Source organism: Leifsonia sp. AK011 (assembly GCF_013410945.1).
GTDB lineage: Bacteria > Actinomycetota > Actinomycetes > Actinomycetales > Microbacteriaceae > Rhodoglobus.
The window spans coordinates 2,201,265-2,216,117 of the sequence record NZ_JACCCH010000001.1; the positions used below are offsets into that span (position 1 = coordinate 2,201,265).

At 67.6% G+C, this 14,853-nt stretch carries 13 protein-coding genes; 4 read left to right on the forward strand and 9 right to left on the reverse strand.

Going from position 1 to position 14,853, the window contains the following annotated elements; genetic code table 11:
* The first annotated feature begins 71 nt into the window (after nucleotides 1-71).
* Nucleotides 72-914: an NAD(P)-dependent oxidoreductase gene (locus HDC94_RS10710; protein ID WP_179497411.1), complete on the forward strand. Its 843-nt coding sequence runs from the start codon at nucleotides 72-74 to the stop codon at nucleotides 912-914.
* 62 nt (nucleotides 915-976) lie between these two features.
* Here HDC94_RS10710 and HDC94_RS10715 read toward each other — a convergent pair whose 3' ends face one another.
* The 4 genes from HDC94_RS10715 to HDC94_RS10730 form a co-directional block, all read right to left on the reverse strand.
* Nucleotides 977-1,315 (reverse strand): hypothetical protein, encoded by a 339-nt coding sequence (locus tag HDC94_RS10715; RefSeq protein WP_179497413.1) that lies wholly within the window; start codon nucleotides 1,313-1,315, stop codon nucleotides 977-979.
* A gap of 1 nt (nucleotide 1,316) precedes the next feature.
* Nucleotides 1,317-1,775 carry a hypothetical protein gene (locus tag HDC94_RS10720; RefSeq protein ID WP_179497415.1) on the reverse strand — a complete coding sequence of 153 codons (459 nt, stop codon included), beginning with the start codon at nucleotides 1,773-1,775 and terminating at the stop codon, nucleotides 1,317-1,319.
* 8 nt (nucleotides 1,776-1,783) lie between these two features.
* A complete protein-coding gene (gene lepA, locus HDC94_RS10725) occupies nucleotides 1,784-3,631 on the reverse strand; it encodes a translation elongation factor 4 (RefSeq protein WP_179497417.1) in 1,848 nt (615 codons plus the stop codon).
* Between the two features lie 79 nt (nucleotides 3,632-3,710).
* Nucleotides 3,711-4,862: a pyridoxal phosphate-dependent aminotransferase gene (locus HDC94_RS10730; RefSeq protein ID WP_179497419.1), complete on the reverse strand. Its 1,152-nt coding sequence runs from the start codon at nucleotides 4,860-4,862 to the stop codon at nucleotides 3,711-3,713.
* 35 nt (nucleotides 4,863-4,897) lie between these two features.
* Here HDC94_RS10730 and HDC94_RS10735 point away from each other — a divergent pair, with 35 nt between their 5' ends.
* Nucleotides 4,898-5,611, forward strand: coding sequence for an alpha/beta fold hydrolase (locus tag HDC94_RS10735; RefSeq protein ID WP_179497421.1), 714 nt, complete (start codon nucleotides 4,898-4,900; stop codon nucleotides 5,609-5,611).
* Between the two features lie 87 nt (nucleotides 5,612-5,698).
* A complete protein-coding gene (gene rpsT / locus HDC94_RS10740; protein ID WP_179497423.1) occupies nucleotides 5,699-5,959 on the forward strand; it encodes a 30S ribosomal protein S20 in 261 nt (86 codons plus the stop codon).
* A gap of 69 nt (nucleotides 5,960-6,028) precedes the next feature.
* Here rpsT and holA read toward each other — a convergent pair whose 3' ends face one another.
* The 5 genes from holA to HDC94_RS10765 form a co-directional block, all read right to left on the reverse strand.
* On the reverse strand, nucleotides 6,029-7,060 hold the full coding sequence (gene holA, locus HDC94_RS10745; protein WP_179499033.1) for a DNA polymerase III subunit delta: 1,032 nt from the start codon (nucleotides 7,058-7,060) through the stop codon (nucleotides 6,029-6,031).
* Nucleotides 7,041-9,374, reverse strand: coding sequence for a ComEC/Rec2 family competence protein (locus tag HDC94_RS10750; RefSeq protein WP_179497425.1), 2,334 nt, complete (start codon nucleotides 9,372-9,374; stop codon nucleotides 7,041-7,043). The genes holA and HDC94_RS10750 overlap by 20 nt, the downstream gene beginning before the upstream one ends.
* A gap of 26 nt (nucleotides 9,375-9,400) precedes the next feature.
* Complete coding sequence (locus tag HDC94_RS10755; protein ID WP_308495704.1) at nucleotides 9,401-10,009, reverse strand: ComEA family DNA-binding protein; 609 nt, start codon at nucleotides 10,007-10,009, stop codon at nucleotides 9,401-9,403.
* Between the two features lie 57 nt (nucleotides 10,010-10,066).
* Complete coding sequence (leuS, locus tag HDC94_RS10760; RefSeq protein ID WP_179497427.1) at nucleotides 10,067-12,613, reverse strand: leucine--tRNA ligase; 2,547 nt, start codon at nucleotides 12,611-12,613, stop codon at nucleotides 10,067-10,069.
* A gap of 66 nt (nucleotides 12,614-12,679) precedes the next feature.
* Complete coding sequence (locus HDC94_RS10765; RefSeq protein WP_179497428.1) at nucleotides 12,680-13,993, reverse strand: anthranilate synthase component I family protein; 1,314 nt, start codon at nucleotides 13,991-13,993, stop codon at nucleotides 12,680-12,682.
* Nucleotides 13,994-14,004: 11 nt separating this feature from the next.
* Between HDC94_RS10765 and HDC94_RS10770 the strand changes: the two genes are divergently transcribed.
* Nucleotides 14,005-14,790, forward strand: a complete 786-nt coding sequence (locus HDC94_RS10770) for an aminotransferase class IV (protein ID WP_179497429.1) — start codon at nucleotides 14,005-14,007, stop codon at nucleotides 14,788-14,790.
* Nucleotides 14,791-14,853 lie beyond the last annotated feature (63 nt).

Consider the following 14,853-nt stretch of genomic DNA (forward strand, 5'->3'; position numbering starts at 1 on the left):
CGAAACCGGCTTGCCATGGCTTCCCGGGGCCGGTGGTCGGTCGCGCGCAGCCACCCTGTCAGACTGGGGCGATGAGAATAGCCGTCACCGGAGGCAGTGGAAAACTCGGGCGTGCCGTCGTCGCCCACCTGCGAGAGAACGGGCACGAGGTGCTCGTGATCGACCGCGTGGCCGAGCGGAGCGAGACATCCGTCGTCGTTGACCTCACGGACTACGGCCAGGTCGCCGACGTGCTGCAGGGCCTCGATGACCGCCACAGCGGCCTCGACGCGGTGGTGCACCTCGCCGCGATTCCGGCTCCGGGCCTGGCTCCGGATGCCGCGATCTTCCACAACAACATGCTGTCGACCTACAACGTGCTTCAGGCCGCCCGCCGCGCCGGTATCAAACGCATCGTGACCGCCTCGAGCGAGACGGTGCTCGGGTTGCCGTTCGAGACTCCCCCGCCGTATATCCCCGTCGACGAGGAGTACGACACGCGCCCCGAGTCGACGTACTCCCTTGCGAAGCACCTCGAGGAGGAGCTCGCCCGCAAGCTCGTGCGGTGGGACCCGGAGCTGTCGATCACGGCGCTGCGCTTCTCGAACGTGATGTCGCCCGAGGACTACGCGGACTTCGCCTCGTGGCAGGATGACGCATCCATCCGTAAGTGGAACCTCTGGGGTTACATCGACGGCCGCGATGGCGGCCAGGCCGTGCTGCGTGCGCTCGAGCTGTCGCGCCCGGGATTCGGCGTCTTCATCATCGCCGCGGCGGACACGGTCATGGAGCGCGACAACGCGTCACTCGTGGCCGACGTGTTCCCCGGGGTCGAGGTGCGCGGCGACCTCGGCGAGCACGACACCATGCTCTCGATCGCGAAGGCACGGAGGGTGCTCGGCTACGAGCCGAAGCACAGCTGGCGCGACGCGTAGCCGCGTTCGCGCGGCACGTCGCGCAAGCTGCGGTGGATCGCATCCACCGCACGGCGCGCGAACTACCGCGCGATCACGGGCCACAGCATCCACGTGCCCACGGCCAGCGCCGACAGCGTGAGCGCTACGAACACGATGGTGGGCCACGGGAATCGCCGATCAAGCCCATGCTGGCGTCGCGCTCGAGCCATGATCTCGTCGCTGCGCGAACGGCGGACCCGCACCGACGGTGTGAACGCCAGCGAGATCAGGGCAATCCCATAGGCAAACGGCGCTCCCCGACCGCGCTGGTACGGACGCGGTTCGCGATGCGACAGTTCGATCTCGAGCCACACGCCGAATACCAGGAGTGCGATCCCGGCCAGCAGCGCTAGCAATCGAAGTACAGGACCCCAGGTCACGTCAGTCGAACTCCCTGTGCCGGGCCGGCCTGTTCTCGCGACGCTCGATCCAGCGACTGATCCGGATCAGCGCTGCAGCGTTGTGCGACTCGAACCACAGCGGGACAGAGCCGAAGTTCCAGAAAACAGCAATCGGGGTCGCCCACGGCCGTCCGGACCTCGTGCGAGAAATCAACCAACCGAAGTTTGAAACCCGCAACACTCGCTCACGTGGAATCGTGCGGCTCCAGAAGAACCCGCGGACAACTATCCGGTTCTCGTGAAGCATGACGCACATGCGCCAGAGCCTCAGGGAAAGGATGACACCGACAGTGGCGAGAAGGGCGAATCCCATGAGCGCGTCCCAGGGGAAGCCGTCCTCGACAAAGAGAGCCACTGCCCCCCAGACGAAGAGAGCACCAGGAATCAACGCGGCCGGACGCAGCCACGGGACCTGGCCCAGGGTCTGCGGGTACCTCACGCTCGGAGCTACTTCTTCTTTTCCTCGACGTCACCGGAGAGCGCTGCGATGAAGGCCTCCTGGGGCACCTCGACGCGACCCACCATCTTCATGCGCTTCTTGCCCTCCTTCTGCTTCTCGAGGAGCTTGCGCTTGCGGGTGATGTCACCGCCGTAGCACTTGGCGAGAACGTCCTTGCGCATCGCGCGAATGTTCTCGCGGGCGATGATGCGCGCGCCGATGGCAGCCTGGATGGGCACCTCGAACTGCTGGCGAGGGATGAGCTTGCGTAGGCGCTCGGCCATCATCGTGCCGTAGGCGTAGGCCTTGTCACGGTGCACGATCGCGCTGAACGCGTCGACGGCCTCGCCCTGCAGGAGGATATCGACCTTCACGAGGTCGGCCTCCTGGTCACCTGCGGGCTCGTAGTCGAGGCTCGCGTAGCCCTGGGTGCGGCTCTTCAGGTTGTCGAAGAAGTCGAAGACGATCTCGCCGAGCGGCATCGTGTAGTGGAGCTCGACACGGTCCTCACCGAGGTAGTCCATGCCCTGCATGGTGCCGCGGCGGCCCTGGCAGAGCTCCATGATGGTCCCGACGTAGTCCTTGGGCGCGAGGATCGACGCCTTGACGATGGGCTCGGTCACGCTCGCGATCTTGCCGCCCGGGAACTCGCTCGGGTTCGTGACAGTCACGGTCTTCTTGTCATCTGTCGTCACCTCGTAGATGACCGACGGCGCCGTCGTGATCAGGTCCAGGCCGAACTCGCGCTCGAGACGCTCGGTGACGATCTCGAGGTGGAGAAGTCCGAGGAACCCGCAGCGGAAACCGAAGCCGAGAGCGACGGATGTCTCGGGCTCGTAGTTGAGCGCGGCATCCGACAGCTTCAGCTTGTCGAGGGCATCACGCAGGTCCGGATAATCACTGCCATCGATCGGGTACAGGCCAGAGAACACCATGGGGAGCGGCTCGGTGTAACCGGGCAGTGCATCGGTCGCCGGCTTGGCGAGGGTCGTGACTGTGTCGCCGACCTTCGACTGGCGCACGTCCTTCACACCCGTGATGAGGTACCCGACCTCGCCGACGCCGAGGCCCTTGCTGGGCGTTGGCTCGGGCGACGAGACACCGATCTCGAGGATCTCGTGGGTGGCACGCGTCGACATCATCTGGATGCGCTCGCGCGGGTTGAGCTGGCCGTCGACCATACGCACGTAGGTGACGACGCCGCGGTAGCTGTCGTACACGGAGTCGAAGATCATGGCGCGGGCCGGGGCATCCTTCTTGCCCACCGGCGCGGGGATCAGGTCGACGACGCGGTCGAGGAGCGCCTCGACACCAACGCCAGTCTTACCGCTCACCCGCAACACGTCCTCGGGCTTGCCGCCGATCAGCTGGGCGAGCTCGCGGGAGTACTTCTCTGGGTCGGCGGCAGGGAGGTCGATCTTGTTGAGAACGGGGATGATCGTGAGGTCGTTCTCGAGTGCCAGGTAGAGGTTCGCGAGGGTCTGGGCCTCGATGCCCTGCGCGGCGTCCACGAGCAGGATCGCGCCCTCGCAGGCAGCCAGCGAGCGGGACACCTCGTAGGTGAAGTCCACGTGGCCGGGAGTGTCGATCATGTTGAGCGCGTATGTGGAGCCACCCTGCGCCCACGGCATGCGCACGGCCTGCGACTTGATGGTGATGCCGCGCTCACGCTCGATGTCCATACGGTCGAGGTATTGCGCGCGCATGTCGCGATCGGCGACAACGCCCGTGACCTGCAGCATGCGGTCGGCGAGGGTCGACTTGCCGTGGTCGATGTGCGCGATGATGCAGAAATTGCGGATGTTCGCGGGGTCGGTCGCCGCAGGCTCCAGCGCCTTGATTGCTTTCGGACTCACCGCATACCTCTCATGTCGGCCTTCGGTGGCCGTCCTCAAGTTTACGAGATGACCGCCTGTGCACTTCACCGCGTGCGCATCACGCGCCGCTGCATCCCTCCGGGAGGCGGCTGACGCCCGTGATGACGTCCTCCCTCGATGCAGCAAGGCAGATGCGAATCCAGCCCTCGCCAGAACGACCGAACGCGTTGCCGGGCGCGACCGCCACGTGCTGGTCGAGAAGGAAGCCCTCCGCCCACTCCGCGACATCTCCGCCGGCGACACCCGAGACGTCGATCCAGAGGTAGAAGGCACCACCCGGGGCGAGATAGCGGATGCCACGGGCATCCAGCACCTCGGTGGCCGCGGCAAGGTTGCCGCGGTAGTGGTCACGAGCTCTCGCAACATGCTCCTGCTCGCCGGTCACGGCGGCAAGAGCGGCGTACTGCCCCGGCGCGCTCGCACAGCTGATCGTCGCCTCCTGCACTGTGCGCATCGTGGCCGCGAATCCGGGAGGAGTGACGAGGTAGCCGATGCGGATGCCCGTCATCGCGTAGGTCTTCGACAGCGAAAACACGCTGAACACCCGGTCGTCCCCGTCGAGGCTCGCGATACTCACGTGATCTCCCGCCCACGTGAACGCCTCGTAGACCTCGTCACTGATGATCCAGAGGTCGTGGCGGCGGGCGAAGTCCAGGAGCTCGGCGAGGAGTTCGCGCGGGAAGATCGTGCCCAGCGGGTTCGACGGCGAGTTGATGATGAGCACACGCGTGCGATCGGTGACGAGACGCTCGAGCTCCGCGACATCCGGCATGAATCCTGCGTCGGGTCGCAGCGGGTACGGCACCGGTACCGCTTTCAGCATGCGCGCATTCATGGTGAAGGTCGTGTAGCCGGGATCGGGAATGAGGACCTCGTCGCCGACGCCCAGGGTGAGGGCCATCGCCTGGTGCAGGGCCTGGGTCGCACCGACGGTGACCCAGACCTGCTCCGTGTCCACCGTCATGTCGTTGATGCGTGCGAGCTTCTCGACGAGCGCCTCCCGGAGTGGAGGGATGCCGCCGTTAGCGGTGTAGTTCGTGAGGTCGGCGTCCCACGCGGCTTTGGCGGCTTCGGCGATGTGCGGAGCGATCGGCACATCAGGCTCCCCCACCGCGAGCATCACGATGTCGTCGAGGCGGAGAGCGATCTCGTGGATGCGACGGATGCCGCTGGCCGGCACCGACAGGATGTGCTGCGCGAGGGAGGGCATGGGCCAACGCTAATACGGCGATTAGCCTCGGAAGCATGTCCCGCTCAGTGGTGCTCGTGCACGGCCTGCGCACGTCGGCGACCATGTGGCGCCGGCAGGGGGAACTGCTGTCGCAACGCGGGTACGAGGTCGTCACCGTCGACCTGCCGGGCCACGGGTCGCGGATGGACGAGCGCTTCACGCTCGAGCGCGCGATCGCGGCGATCGATGAGGCTGTGGCTCGCGCAGCACACCCCGTGTTCCTCTGCGGGTTCTCGCTCGGCGGGTACCTGTCGATCCACTATCTGGGTGCGGCTCATCGCGAACGGATCGTCGGGCTGCTGGCCGCGAGTTGCGGCACACGGCCCTACCGCGTGGTGCTCGACGCGTGGCGGGCGGCGGCTCGTATCATCCACACGTTCCCCGACCGCGGACGCGGCCTCAACGACTGGGCGGTACGGCTGGCGGTGCGCGACCCGCAACTGGCCGACGACGTGCTTCGCGGCGGGGTTGCCCTCGAGGTGATGGATGACGCGCTCCGCGAGTTGCGCGAGCTGGACCCCGTGCGATCACTCCGTGGCATCGCGCAGCCGATCTGGCTCGTGAACGGAACGCTCGACCACTTCCGCCTCGAGGAGCGGCGGTATGCTGCTGCAGCGCCGAACGCGCACCTCGTGCACGTTCGCGGGGCGACTCACATGGTCAGCCTCACGCGACCCGATGAGTTTGAGCGCGTCCTCCTCGATGCGCTCGACTCGACCGGCGCTTGATGGTAGCGTTGACCCTTGGCTTCCGCGCAGTTTCGCATGGCGAAGCTCGCGAGATAATTTCCCTGAACTACTACGTAAGGTACGCACGTGGCAAACATCAAGTCGCAGATCAAGCGCAATGGCACCAACAAGAAGGCGCAGGAGCGCAACAAGGCCGTCAAGAGCGGTGTGAAGAGCGCCGTTCGCGCCACCCGTGAGGCCATCGCCGCCGGTGACAAGGACGCAGCGATCGCGAGCCTCGCGCTCGCCTCGAAGAAGCTCGACAAGGCCGCCAGCAAGGGCGTCATTCACAAGAACCAGGCAGCGAACCGCAAGTCGGCCATCGCCAGCCAGGTCTCCGCGCTCTAACTAGAGCCCGCATACCTCGCCAGCCGAGCTGGCACCCGTCGCGTCATCGCAGCAGCGGCCGGACGATCGTTATAGATCTCCGCGCCGCGCGATGACGGCGATCATGCGTTCCAGGGCGTATACCGGGTCGCGACCGAGGCCCTTGACCTGCTCGTCGGTGTCGGCGATGACCTCGATCGTGTGGGCAAGCCCCTCGTCGGTCCAGCCCTGGAGGTCGCGCCGCGCGCGGTCGAGCTGCCATGGCGCCATGCCGAGCTTCTGCGCCAGTGGCGCGCCCCCACCACGAGTGCCGGACACCTTCGCCATCGTGCGGATCTTGGCGGCAAATGCTGCGACCATGGGCACCGCGTCGGCTCCGGTCGCTACCGCATGGCGCAGGAGCACCAGCGCCTCGCCCTCCCGGCCGGCGATCGCGGCATCCGCCACCTTGAACGCGTTCGTCTCGACGCGGCCCGAGTAGTAGCGCTCGACGGTGACCTCGGTGATCTCGTCGCTGGAGTCGGACAGCAGTTGCTGGCACGCGGCGGCAAGCTCGGCGAGGTCGTCCTGGAAGGCGGAGACGAGCGCGCGGATGCCAGATCCGGTGATCCGGCGGCCGGCCGCTGCGAACTCGGCCGAGACGAAGTCCTGCTTGTCGGTGTCCTTCTTGAGCTCCGCGCAGGCGATCTCGATGCCGCCACCCAGGCCGCCACGGAGCGCGTCGAGGAGCTTCTTGCCGCGGACGCCGCCACCGTGCCGCAGCACAAGGTAGGTGTCATCCGCGGGGTGCTCAAGGTAGGCAAGGGTCTCACTGAGGAAGGCGTCGGTGCTCTTCTCGACGTTGCTCACCCGGATGAGGCGGGGCTCGCCGAACAGCGAGGGGCTCGCGAGGGTCATGAGCTCGCCGGGCTGGTAGCTGTCGGCGCCGACGTCGCTGACCTCGAGACTCGGGTCCTCGGCCTTGAGCAGGTCACGGAGTGCGCGGCCCGCGCGGTCGGCGAGGAATGTCTCCGGACCTGTGATGAGGATGACGGGTGCCGGACGCACCTGGTGCCACTGGAGCACGGGGATCACGGTCTTCGCGGCTGCCACGACGTCGAGCCTACCGCTGGGTGCCGTCATCGCCCGGGGGCGCGGCATCCTCTGGGCTCTTCGCGGTCCAGACCTCCACACCCCTGCCGTCCGGGCCCGGAGCAATCAGGATGAGGCCAGCGGTGTCGGTTCGCACGACCGTGGTTCCGGCGGCCGCGAGCATCCCCAGAGCTTCGGAGGTCGGATGCCCGTACCCGTTGTCCGCACCGACGCCAATCACACCGATCGTCGCCCCCAGCCTGCTGTAGGTCTCGGGGTACTGGTCTGCCGAGCCATGGTGGGCGACCCCGACGATGTCCGGATGCGGCAGGCTCCCCAGTGGCACCAGCCTGCGCTGCGAGTCCTCCCCGAGGTCGCCCAGCATGAGTGCGCTCAGACAGCCCGCTGGGCAGTCGCCCACCGGCTCGAAACTGGTCACGATGCTCGCAGGGTTGCCGGGCTCGACGGCCCTCCCCGAACCGCCAGGAGGCCACAGAACGGTCCAACGCCACGAGCCGAGAAGACCTGTGAGTCCCCTGCTTGCGTGATCGATACGAGCTCCCGCAGCCTCGAACCGCTGCACGAGTTCGTCATCGGACGGTTCGCCACTCGGCCCCACGAGCACGCGATCGACCTTCCCGATGACCCGATCCGCTCCCCCAACGTGATCGTGATCGAAGTGGGTGAGAACCAGAAGATCCAGGCGTTCCACCCCGAGATCGTCGAGGCACGCCCCGAGGCGCGCGGGGTCGGGCCCGGTGTCGACGAGAGCTGTCTCGGCTCCGCTCCGAAAGAGCACGGCATCGCCCTGGCCGATGTCGCACGCGGCGACCTGCCAGCCTGCCGGACGACCCAGAAGCTCCACCACGCGCGTCGTGACGACACTCGAGCCGTAGGCGACCATGCCGAGGGCAAGTACCAAGGCCGTGACTCGTCGCGTCGTGCCCCGGGCGAGTATGAGAAGCACGACTCCCCCACTCACCGCGATGAGTGCACCGACACCGACCGGACCGCCGATCCACGGCAGTCGGGCCCCTGGCATCCCGGCGAAGAACCCGGCAACCGCCGCGATCCAGGCGGCGGGGACCCACGCGAGAGAACAGAGCGCGGCTCCGACCGGCGGCACCACCGGGAGTATCAGGCACGCGGCCAGCCCCACCACCGTGGCGAGAGGCGCGGCGGGGGCAGCGAGGATGTTCGCCACGACGCCGTAGGTCGGGAGCGTCGGGTCCAGCAGGACGATCACCGGCTGGCACGCGAGTTGGGCCGCCGTCGGTACGGCTATGCCGAAGGCGATGGGACGCGGCATCCATGCGGCCAGACGCTCCGCGAGGGGTGAGGCGAGCAGCAGGAGCCCGGCGGTCGCGAGCACGGAGAGAGCGAAGCCGTAGGTGCGGGACAGCCAAGGATCGACGAGCAGCAGGGCGAAGACGGCGAGCGAGAGCACCGGGAGCCCCCGCACTGGACGCCCCAGCGCCAACAGCACCAGCACGATCGCCGCCATCATCGCCGCCCGGAGCACGCTCGGCTCGGGCGTCACGAGAATGACGAAGCCCACGAGCACGAGGAGCGAGATCGCGACTCGCGCTCCTCGAGGCAGGCCGATGGCGGCCCCCGCGAGGAGCACGAGGCCGATGACGATAGCGCAGTTGGCGCCGGAGACGGCCGTGAGGTGGGTGAGTGAACTCGCCTTCATGGCGGCGCCCAGGCTCTGGTCGACAGCAGTCGTGTCCCCGATGGCGAGACCGGCGAGGAGGTCGCCGCCCTGGCCGGGGAGGCTGCTCGCAGCCGCGAGGAACCCGCGCCTGAGGTGGTTGGCCCACTCCAGGTACCAGGGCGGGTCGCGGATGGCCTCGGCCGCGTCATCCGGGAACAGGATGAAGGCGCTGTGGTCCCCCGCATCGGTGGCCTCGAGCCGAACCGTGGCTGTGAGCGTCGTGCCGATGTCCGTTCGGCGGTCGGGAGCTCCGCCGAAGATGATGACCGGGACGTCCATCGGGGCGTCGTTCGCCGACACCACGACGCCCTGCCACGACCGCGCATCGGGGGTGATGACGCTGGTCGCCCGCACGACGACCGGAACTCTCCCACCCGACGCCGAGGCCTCGACCAGCACAGCCGGCGCTCGAGACGGCGCCTGGAGCGCGACCGCGGTGGCGCAGAGCGCCGCGATGACGAGCGCGAGAGCCACCACCCCCAGCACACGGAATCGGAGAGTGAGTGCGACCGCTCCCGCGGCGAACGCCCACAGCACCGGTACCGCCACAACCTGCGCCTCGGGAACACCGACGAGGATGACCGTCGTGACCCATCCCAGGGCGACGGGAACCGCCAGCCGTAGGTCGACGACGCGGACTTCGGCCATGCCGACGGGTCTGGCCGCGGCGCTCGTCACACCGTCACCAGGTCGCGAAGACCCTCGAGTGTCGCATCACCGATGCCCGAGACCTCCAGCAGGTCGTCGACCGAGCTAAAGCCACCGTTGGCCTCCCGCCAGGCGATGATGCGTTCGGCCAGCGCCGGCCCGACGCGGGGAAGAGTATCGAGCGCAGCGGCATCCGCGGTGTTGAGATTGACCCGGCCATCCCCCACGGGCTGACCCACCGGCGGTGCCGCTCCGACGACGGGGACCACGAGCTGCTCGCCGTCGGAGAGCGGACGCGCGAGGTTGATGCCCGCGTCGTCGGCATCGTCGGCGAGTCCGTCGGCAAGGGCAATGGCATCGACGACCCGATCCCCCTCACGAAGCTCGTAGAGCCCCGGCGAGACGACAGCCCCGAGCACGTGCACGAGGATCGTCGCCCGGGACTGGACAACGGACCCGGTCTCCACGGGCTCGACAATCGTGCTCGCACTCGTGCGCGGCAGTAACGCAGAAACCAACACGGCGCAGCCGAGACCCACGAGGAGGAGCACGACCACCGCACCCGCCCCAATACGCAGGCGTGCTCGTCGTTCCGTGGGTAGCGGCCGTTGGCGCTCAGTGGGGAGGTCAGCCACCCCTCGACGCTAAACAGGGCGCCCCAGCGGGACGCCCTGTTTCTGCGAAACGTGGAACTACTTGGCGCGGGTCGCGATGTTGACGAGACGAGGCGGCCGGACGATCACGTTGACGATCTCGCGATCGCCGATCGCGCGCTTCACATTCGGGGATGCGTCGGCGATAGCCTCCAGCTCCTCGCGGGTCACGCGAGCACTCACCTCGGCCTTGTCGCGCACCTTGCCGTCGACCTGGATGATCGCGGTCACCGTCTCCTCGATGAGGAGGGTCGGGTCGGCCTTGCGCCAGCCAGCCAGCGCCACCGTGGGCTCCTTGCCGAGGCGCTCCCACATCTCCTCCGCCACGTACGGCGCGAAGAGGCTCAGGGCGACCGTGATGACCTCGGTGGCCTCACGCACGGCGGCATCGGCAGCGCCGGGGCCACTATCGATGGCCTTGCGGGTGGCGTTGACGAGCTCCATGATGCGCGCAACGAGCACGTTGAACTTGAAACTCTCGATGAGCCCCGGTCCATCATGCAGGAGCCGGTGCGTCTGGCGGCGGAGCGCGACATCCCCGGTCTTCCACACGACTCCCGGGTCACTCGTCACGTCTCCGGAGAGACGCCACGCGCGCGCCAGGAACTTGGAGGCAGCAGCGGGCGAGACATCCGCCCAGTCGATGTCATCCTCGGGCGGGCCGGCGAAGGCCATCGTGAGGCGCACAGCATCGACACCGTGCTCGTCGAGCTGGTCGGAGAGGCGCACGAGGTTGCCGCGGCTCTTCGACATCGCCGAGCCGTCCATGAGCACCAGGCCCTGGTTGAGCAGTGCACTGAACGGCTCCGTGAAGCTCACGTAGCCGAGGTCGAACAGCACCTTGGTGATGAAGCGCGCGTACAGCAGGTGAAGGATCGCGTGGGTAACGCCACCGACGTACTGGTCGACGGGGGCCCACTTCTCGGCCTCCTTCGGGTCGAACGCCTTGGTGTCGTCGTTCGGGTCGAGGAAGCGCAGGAAGTACCACGACGAGTCCACGAACGTGTCCATCGTGTCTGGGTCGCGGCGCGCCGGGCTGCCATCCCGCGGGTCGGGCACGGTCACCCAGTCGTGGGCGGCACCGAGCGGCGACTGGCCCTTCGGCTGGAGGTCGAGACCCTCGGTCGGGGGCAGTGTTATGGGCAGCTGGTCCTCGGGCACGGGGATGAGCTCGCCGTCGGCACCATGGATGATCGGGATCGGGGTGCCCCAGTAGCGCTGGCGGCTGATCAGCCAGTCGCGCAGGCGGTAGGTCTTGGCCGCGCGGCCCGTTCCTGCCTTCTCGAGCAGCTCGATGACGCGCTTGATCGCGTTGCTCTTGCTGAGGCCGTCCAGCGGCCCGGAGTTGATCATGCGGCCCTCGCCACTGAGCGCAACGCCCGTGACTGCCGGGTCGATCGTCGGCGGCTCCTCGGCCAGCATCTCCTCGGTGATGACGGGGATGGCACCCGTGACGGGCGCGAGCGTGTCGACAACCATCTTGACGGGCAGACCGAACTTCAGGGCGAAGTCGAGGTCGCGCTGGTCGTGCGCTGGCACGGCCATGACTGCCCCGTGACCATAGTCGGCCAGCACGTAGTCCGCGGTCCACACCGGGATGCGCTCACCGTTGACGGGGTTGATGGCGAAACGGCCCAGCGGGATGCCGGTCTTCTCGCGCGTGGCATCCTGACGCTCGATCTCGGTGCTCTTCTGCACCTTCGTGAGGTAGTCCGCGAAGGCCTGCCGCACGTCGGGCGTTGACCCGGCCGCGAGCTCCGCGGCGAGGTCGGAATCGGGCGCGACGACCATGAAGGTCGCGCCGAACAGCGTGTCGGGGCGCGTCGTGAACACGGTGACCTTGCGGTCCGTGCCCTCGATCTCGAAGTCGACGTCGGCACCGATGGAGCGGCCGATCCAGTTGCGCTGCATCGTGATGACCTTCGCCGGCCACGATCCCTCGAGCTGGTTCAGGTCGTCGAGCAGGCGGTCCGCGTAGTCGGTGATCTTGAAGTACCACTGCGTCAGCTGCTTCTTCTCGACGAGGAAGTCGCATCGCTCGCAGTGCCCGTTGATGACCTGCTCGTTGGCGAGCACGGTCTGGTCATTGGGGCACCAGTTGACCCAGCTCGCCTTGCGGTAGGCCAGGCCCTTCTCGTAGAGCTTCAGGAACAGCCACTGGTTCCACTTGTAGTACTCGGGGTCGCTCGTGGCGAGCACACGATCCCAGTCGAAGGATGCCGCGTACCGCTTCATGCTCGACTTCTGCTGGTCGATGTTCGCGTACGTCCACTCGCGCGGGTCGATGCCGCGCTTGATGGCGGCGTTCTCGGCGGGCAGACCGAAGGAGTCCCAACCGATCGGGTGGAGCACGTTGAAGCCCTGCTGCCGCCAGTAGCGCGCGATGACGTCGCCGAGCGCGTACGCCTCCGCATGACCCATGTGCAGGTCGCCTGAGGGGTACGGGAACATGTCGAGCACGTACTTGCGGGGCCGGTTGTCTGCGGGGTCGCCCGTGGCGAAGGGCTTCAGCTCATCCCAGATGGGCTGCCACTTGGCCTGGATGGCGGCGAAGTCGTACTCGGGGGCGTCGTCGTGCTGGGTCAAAGAAAAGTCCACTTCGTTTGCCGGGAAGGTGTGCCGGGGAACAGTCAAGGGTATCGAACCTTCGACTCAGGGCTGCGCTCCCAAAACCTGCAGGAGTACCCGCGCCTTGAGCTTCGCCTCGGCGAGTTCCTCCTCTGGTACTGATAACGCTGTGATGCCCCCGCCTGTTCCCACCGTTGAACCGTGCTCGTCGATGACGATCGAGCGGATGACCATCGCGAGGTCGAGCGCCCCGTCGAGGCCGAGGTAACCGAACGCGCCGGCGTAGATGCCCCTCGCGCGCCGCTCCAGGCCGTCGAGGATGAGCGTCGCCGACCGTTTGGGCGCGCCTGTCATCGAGCCGGCCGGGAAGCACGCCTCGATGGCATCGATGGCGGTCAGTCCCTCCCGGAGGTGGCCTCGCACTGTGCTGACCAGCTGGTGGACCTGCGCGTAGCTCTCGACCGACAGGAGGCTCGTGACATCCACCGATCCGATCTCGCACACACGAGCCAGGTCATTGCGCATGAGGTCGACGATCATGAGGTTCTCGGCGCGCTCCTTCTGGCTCGCCTCGAGCTCGAATCGCAGCTCGTCGTCGGCCTCGGCAGTGGCGCCGCGGGGCCGCGTGCCCTTGATGGGACTCGTCGTGACGACCCCCTCCGGCGTGACCGAGAGGAACTGCTCGGGGGATGCGCTGAGCAGCGCCACTCCCCCGGCGACGATGAGTGCGCCGTGGTGGGTCGGGCTCAGCTCGCGCAGAGCGCGGTAGGTCTCGAACGGGTGGCGTTCTCCTTCGACACGCGCCTCGGTCGTGAGGCACAACTGGTACGCGTCGCCCTCCCGGATCGCCGCCTGGCACGCCCGGATCATGTCGAGGTACGTCTCGTCGTCGTAGGCCCAGCGCACGCCCGTGGTCGCCTCGGGATGCTGCGGCTCAGGCAGCTTGCTGGCGGATGCCAGGGCCTCGAGTACGCCAAGGCGGTAACTCTCCGCACCCTCGAGGGCGTAGACGGAGACGGTGCGGGCGGCGTGATCGAACGCGAGGCACCGATCGATGCGGAGCCACGCTGCGTCCGGATACCGCGACTGTCGAGTTCGGGGCGTGGACATCGTCTCGGAGCGCAACTCGTAGCCGAGCCATCCGACCCAACCGAGGCGAAATCCGTGGGAGGCTGCCGACGTGTCGACATCGCGCCGCTGGTCGCGCAGCCAGTCGAGCACGGGTCCGTCGAAGTCCGTGGTCACGGCCGACGCGACTCCGAGATAACTCATGCCGGTCGTGGCCGACGGCCCGCTGTCCAGCCAGAACGCCGCCTCTGCACCCTCGCACAGCGCAGCCCATGCCTCGGCGGGATCAACCCACCGCCCCAGATCGACCGAGGTGAGGCGCTGGCGCATACCCTAAGCCTATGAGTGTGGACTCGATCTACCGGTGGCGGGGTGACGGCGGGCTCGAAGCCCTCGAGTACTGCGACATGACTCAGACCCGCATGGAGGTCGCCGATTCGTGGCTCGTGAGCGAAGGCAGGGCCCTGGGCCTCGAACTCCATCGCGAGCGGTTCATCGAGAGCATTCCGGCCGGCGCGCTCGGCGATCTGGACGTCAACGCCTTCTGGGATGCCGCGATCGAACTCATTCCCCGCGAGGGTGACTGGTTCCCCCGGGTCGAACTGCACTCGCGCGACGGCGGCCCCCGGCTCGTGTTCCGGCTGCGAAGCTCGCCCGAGAGGCGTCGCTCGGCGGTGCTGGCCACGTGGACCGGCAGGGATCCGCGCACCGCGCCATCGATCAAGGGCCCGGACCTCGAGGCGATGCTGAGGATCCGCACCTCCGTTCAATCGGTCGGCGCTGACGAGGCAGTGATCCTCACGCCCGATGGCTACGTTGTCGAGGGCGCGTACAGCGGCCTGCTGTGGTGGCGAGGGGAGATCCTGTGCGCTCCTCCCCTCGAGTTCGAGCGGGTGAACAGCGTCACCGCGCGCACGGTTCTCACGCTCGCCTCGGCAATCGGCATCGACACCCTCGAGGAGGCCGTGACTCCGGCTGAGCTCGACGGCACGGAGCTGTGGGCGGTGTCGGCTCTCCACGGGATCCGGATCGCGACATCCTGGGTGAATGGACCCGAGCTCGCTGAGCTGCCCGGCCGCCTCGCCGCCTGGCGCACGCGTCTGGTCGCGCTCAGGAGCCCCATCTAGGCTGTCACCGTGCCACTCGCAGTCGACGTAACGAGCGCGCTCCACGCCGTGCTCGCGGAGGCA

What these genes read in the sequence shown, in the direction of transcription:
- HDC94_RS10710 (WP_179497411.1), top strand. Translation starts at nt 72, where the DNA reads ATGAGAATAGCCGTCACCGGAGGCAGTGGAAAACTCGGGCGTGCCGTC.
- HDC94_RS10730 (WP_179497419.1), bottom strand. Translation starts at nt 4,862, where the DNA reads ATGCCCTCCCTCGCGCAGCACATCCTGTCGGTGCCGGCCAGCGGCATC.
- HDC94_RS10735 (WP_179497421.1), top strand. Translation starts at nt 4,898, where the DNA reads ATGTCCCGCTCAGTGGTGCTCGTGCACGGCCTGCGCACGTCGGCGACC.
- holA (WP_179499033.1), bottom strand. Translation starts at nt 7,060, where the DNA reads ATGACGGCACCCAGCGGTAGGCTCGACGTCGTGGCAGCCGCGAAGACC.
- HDC94_RS10750 (WP_179497425.1), bottom strand. Translation starts at nt 9,374, where the DNA reads ATGGCCGAAGTCCGCGTCGTCGACCTACGGCTGGCGGTTCCCGTCGCC.
- HDC94_RS10765 (WP_179497428.1), bottom strand. Translation starts at nt 13,993, where the DNA reads ATGCGCCAGCGCCTCACCTCGGTCGATCTGGGGCGGTGGGTTGATCCC.
- HDC94_RS10770 (WP_179497429.1), top strand. Translation starts at nt 14,005, where the DNA reads ATGAGTGTGGACTCGATCTACCGGTGGCGGGGTGACGGCGGGCTCGAA.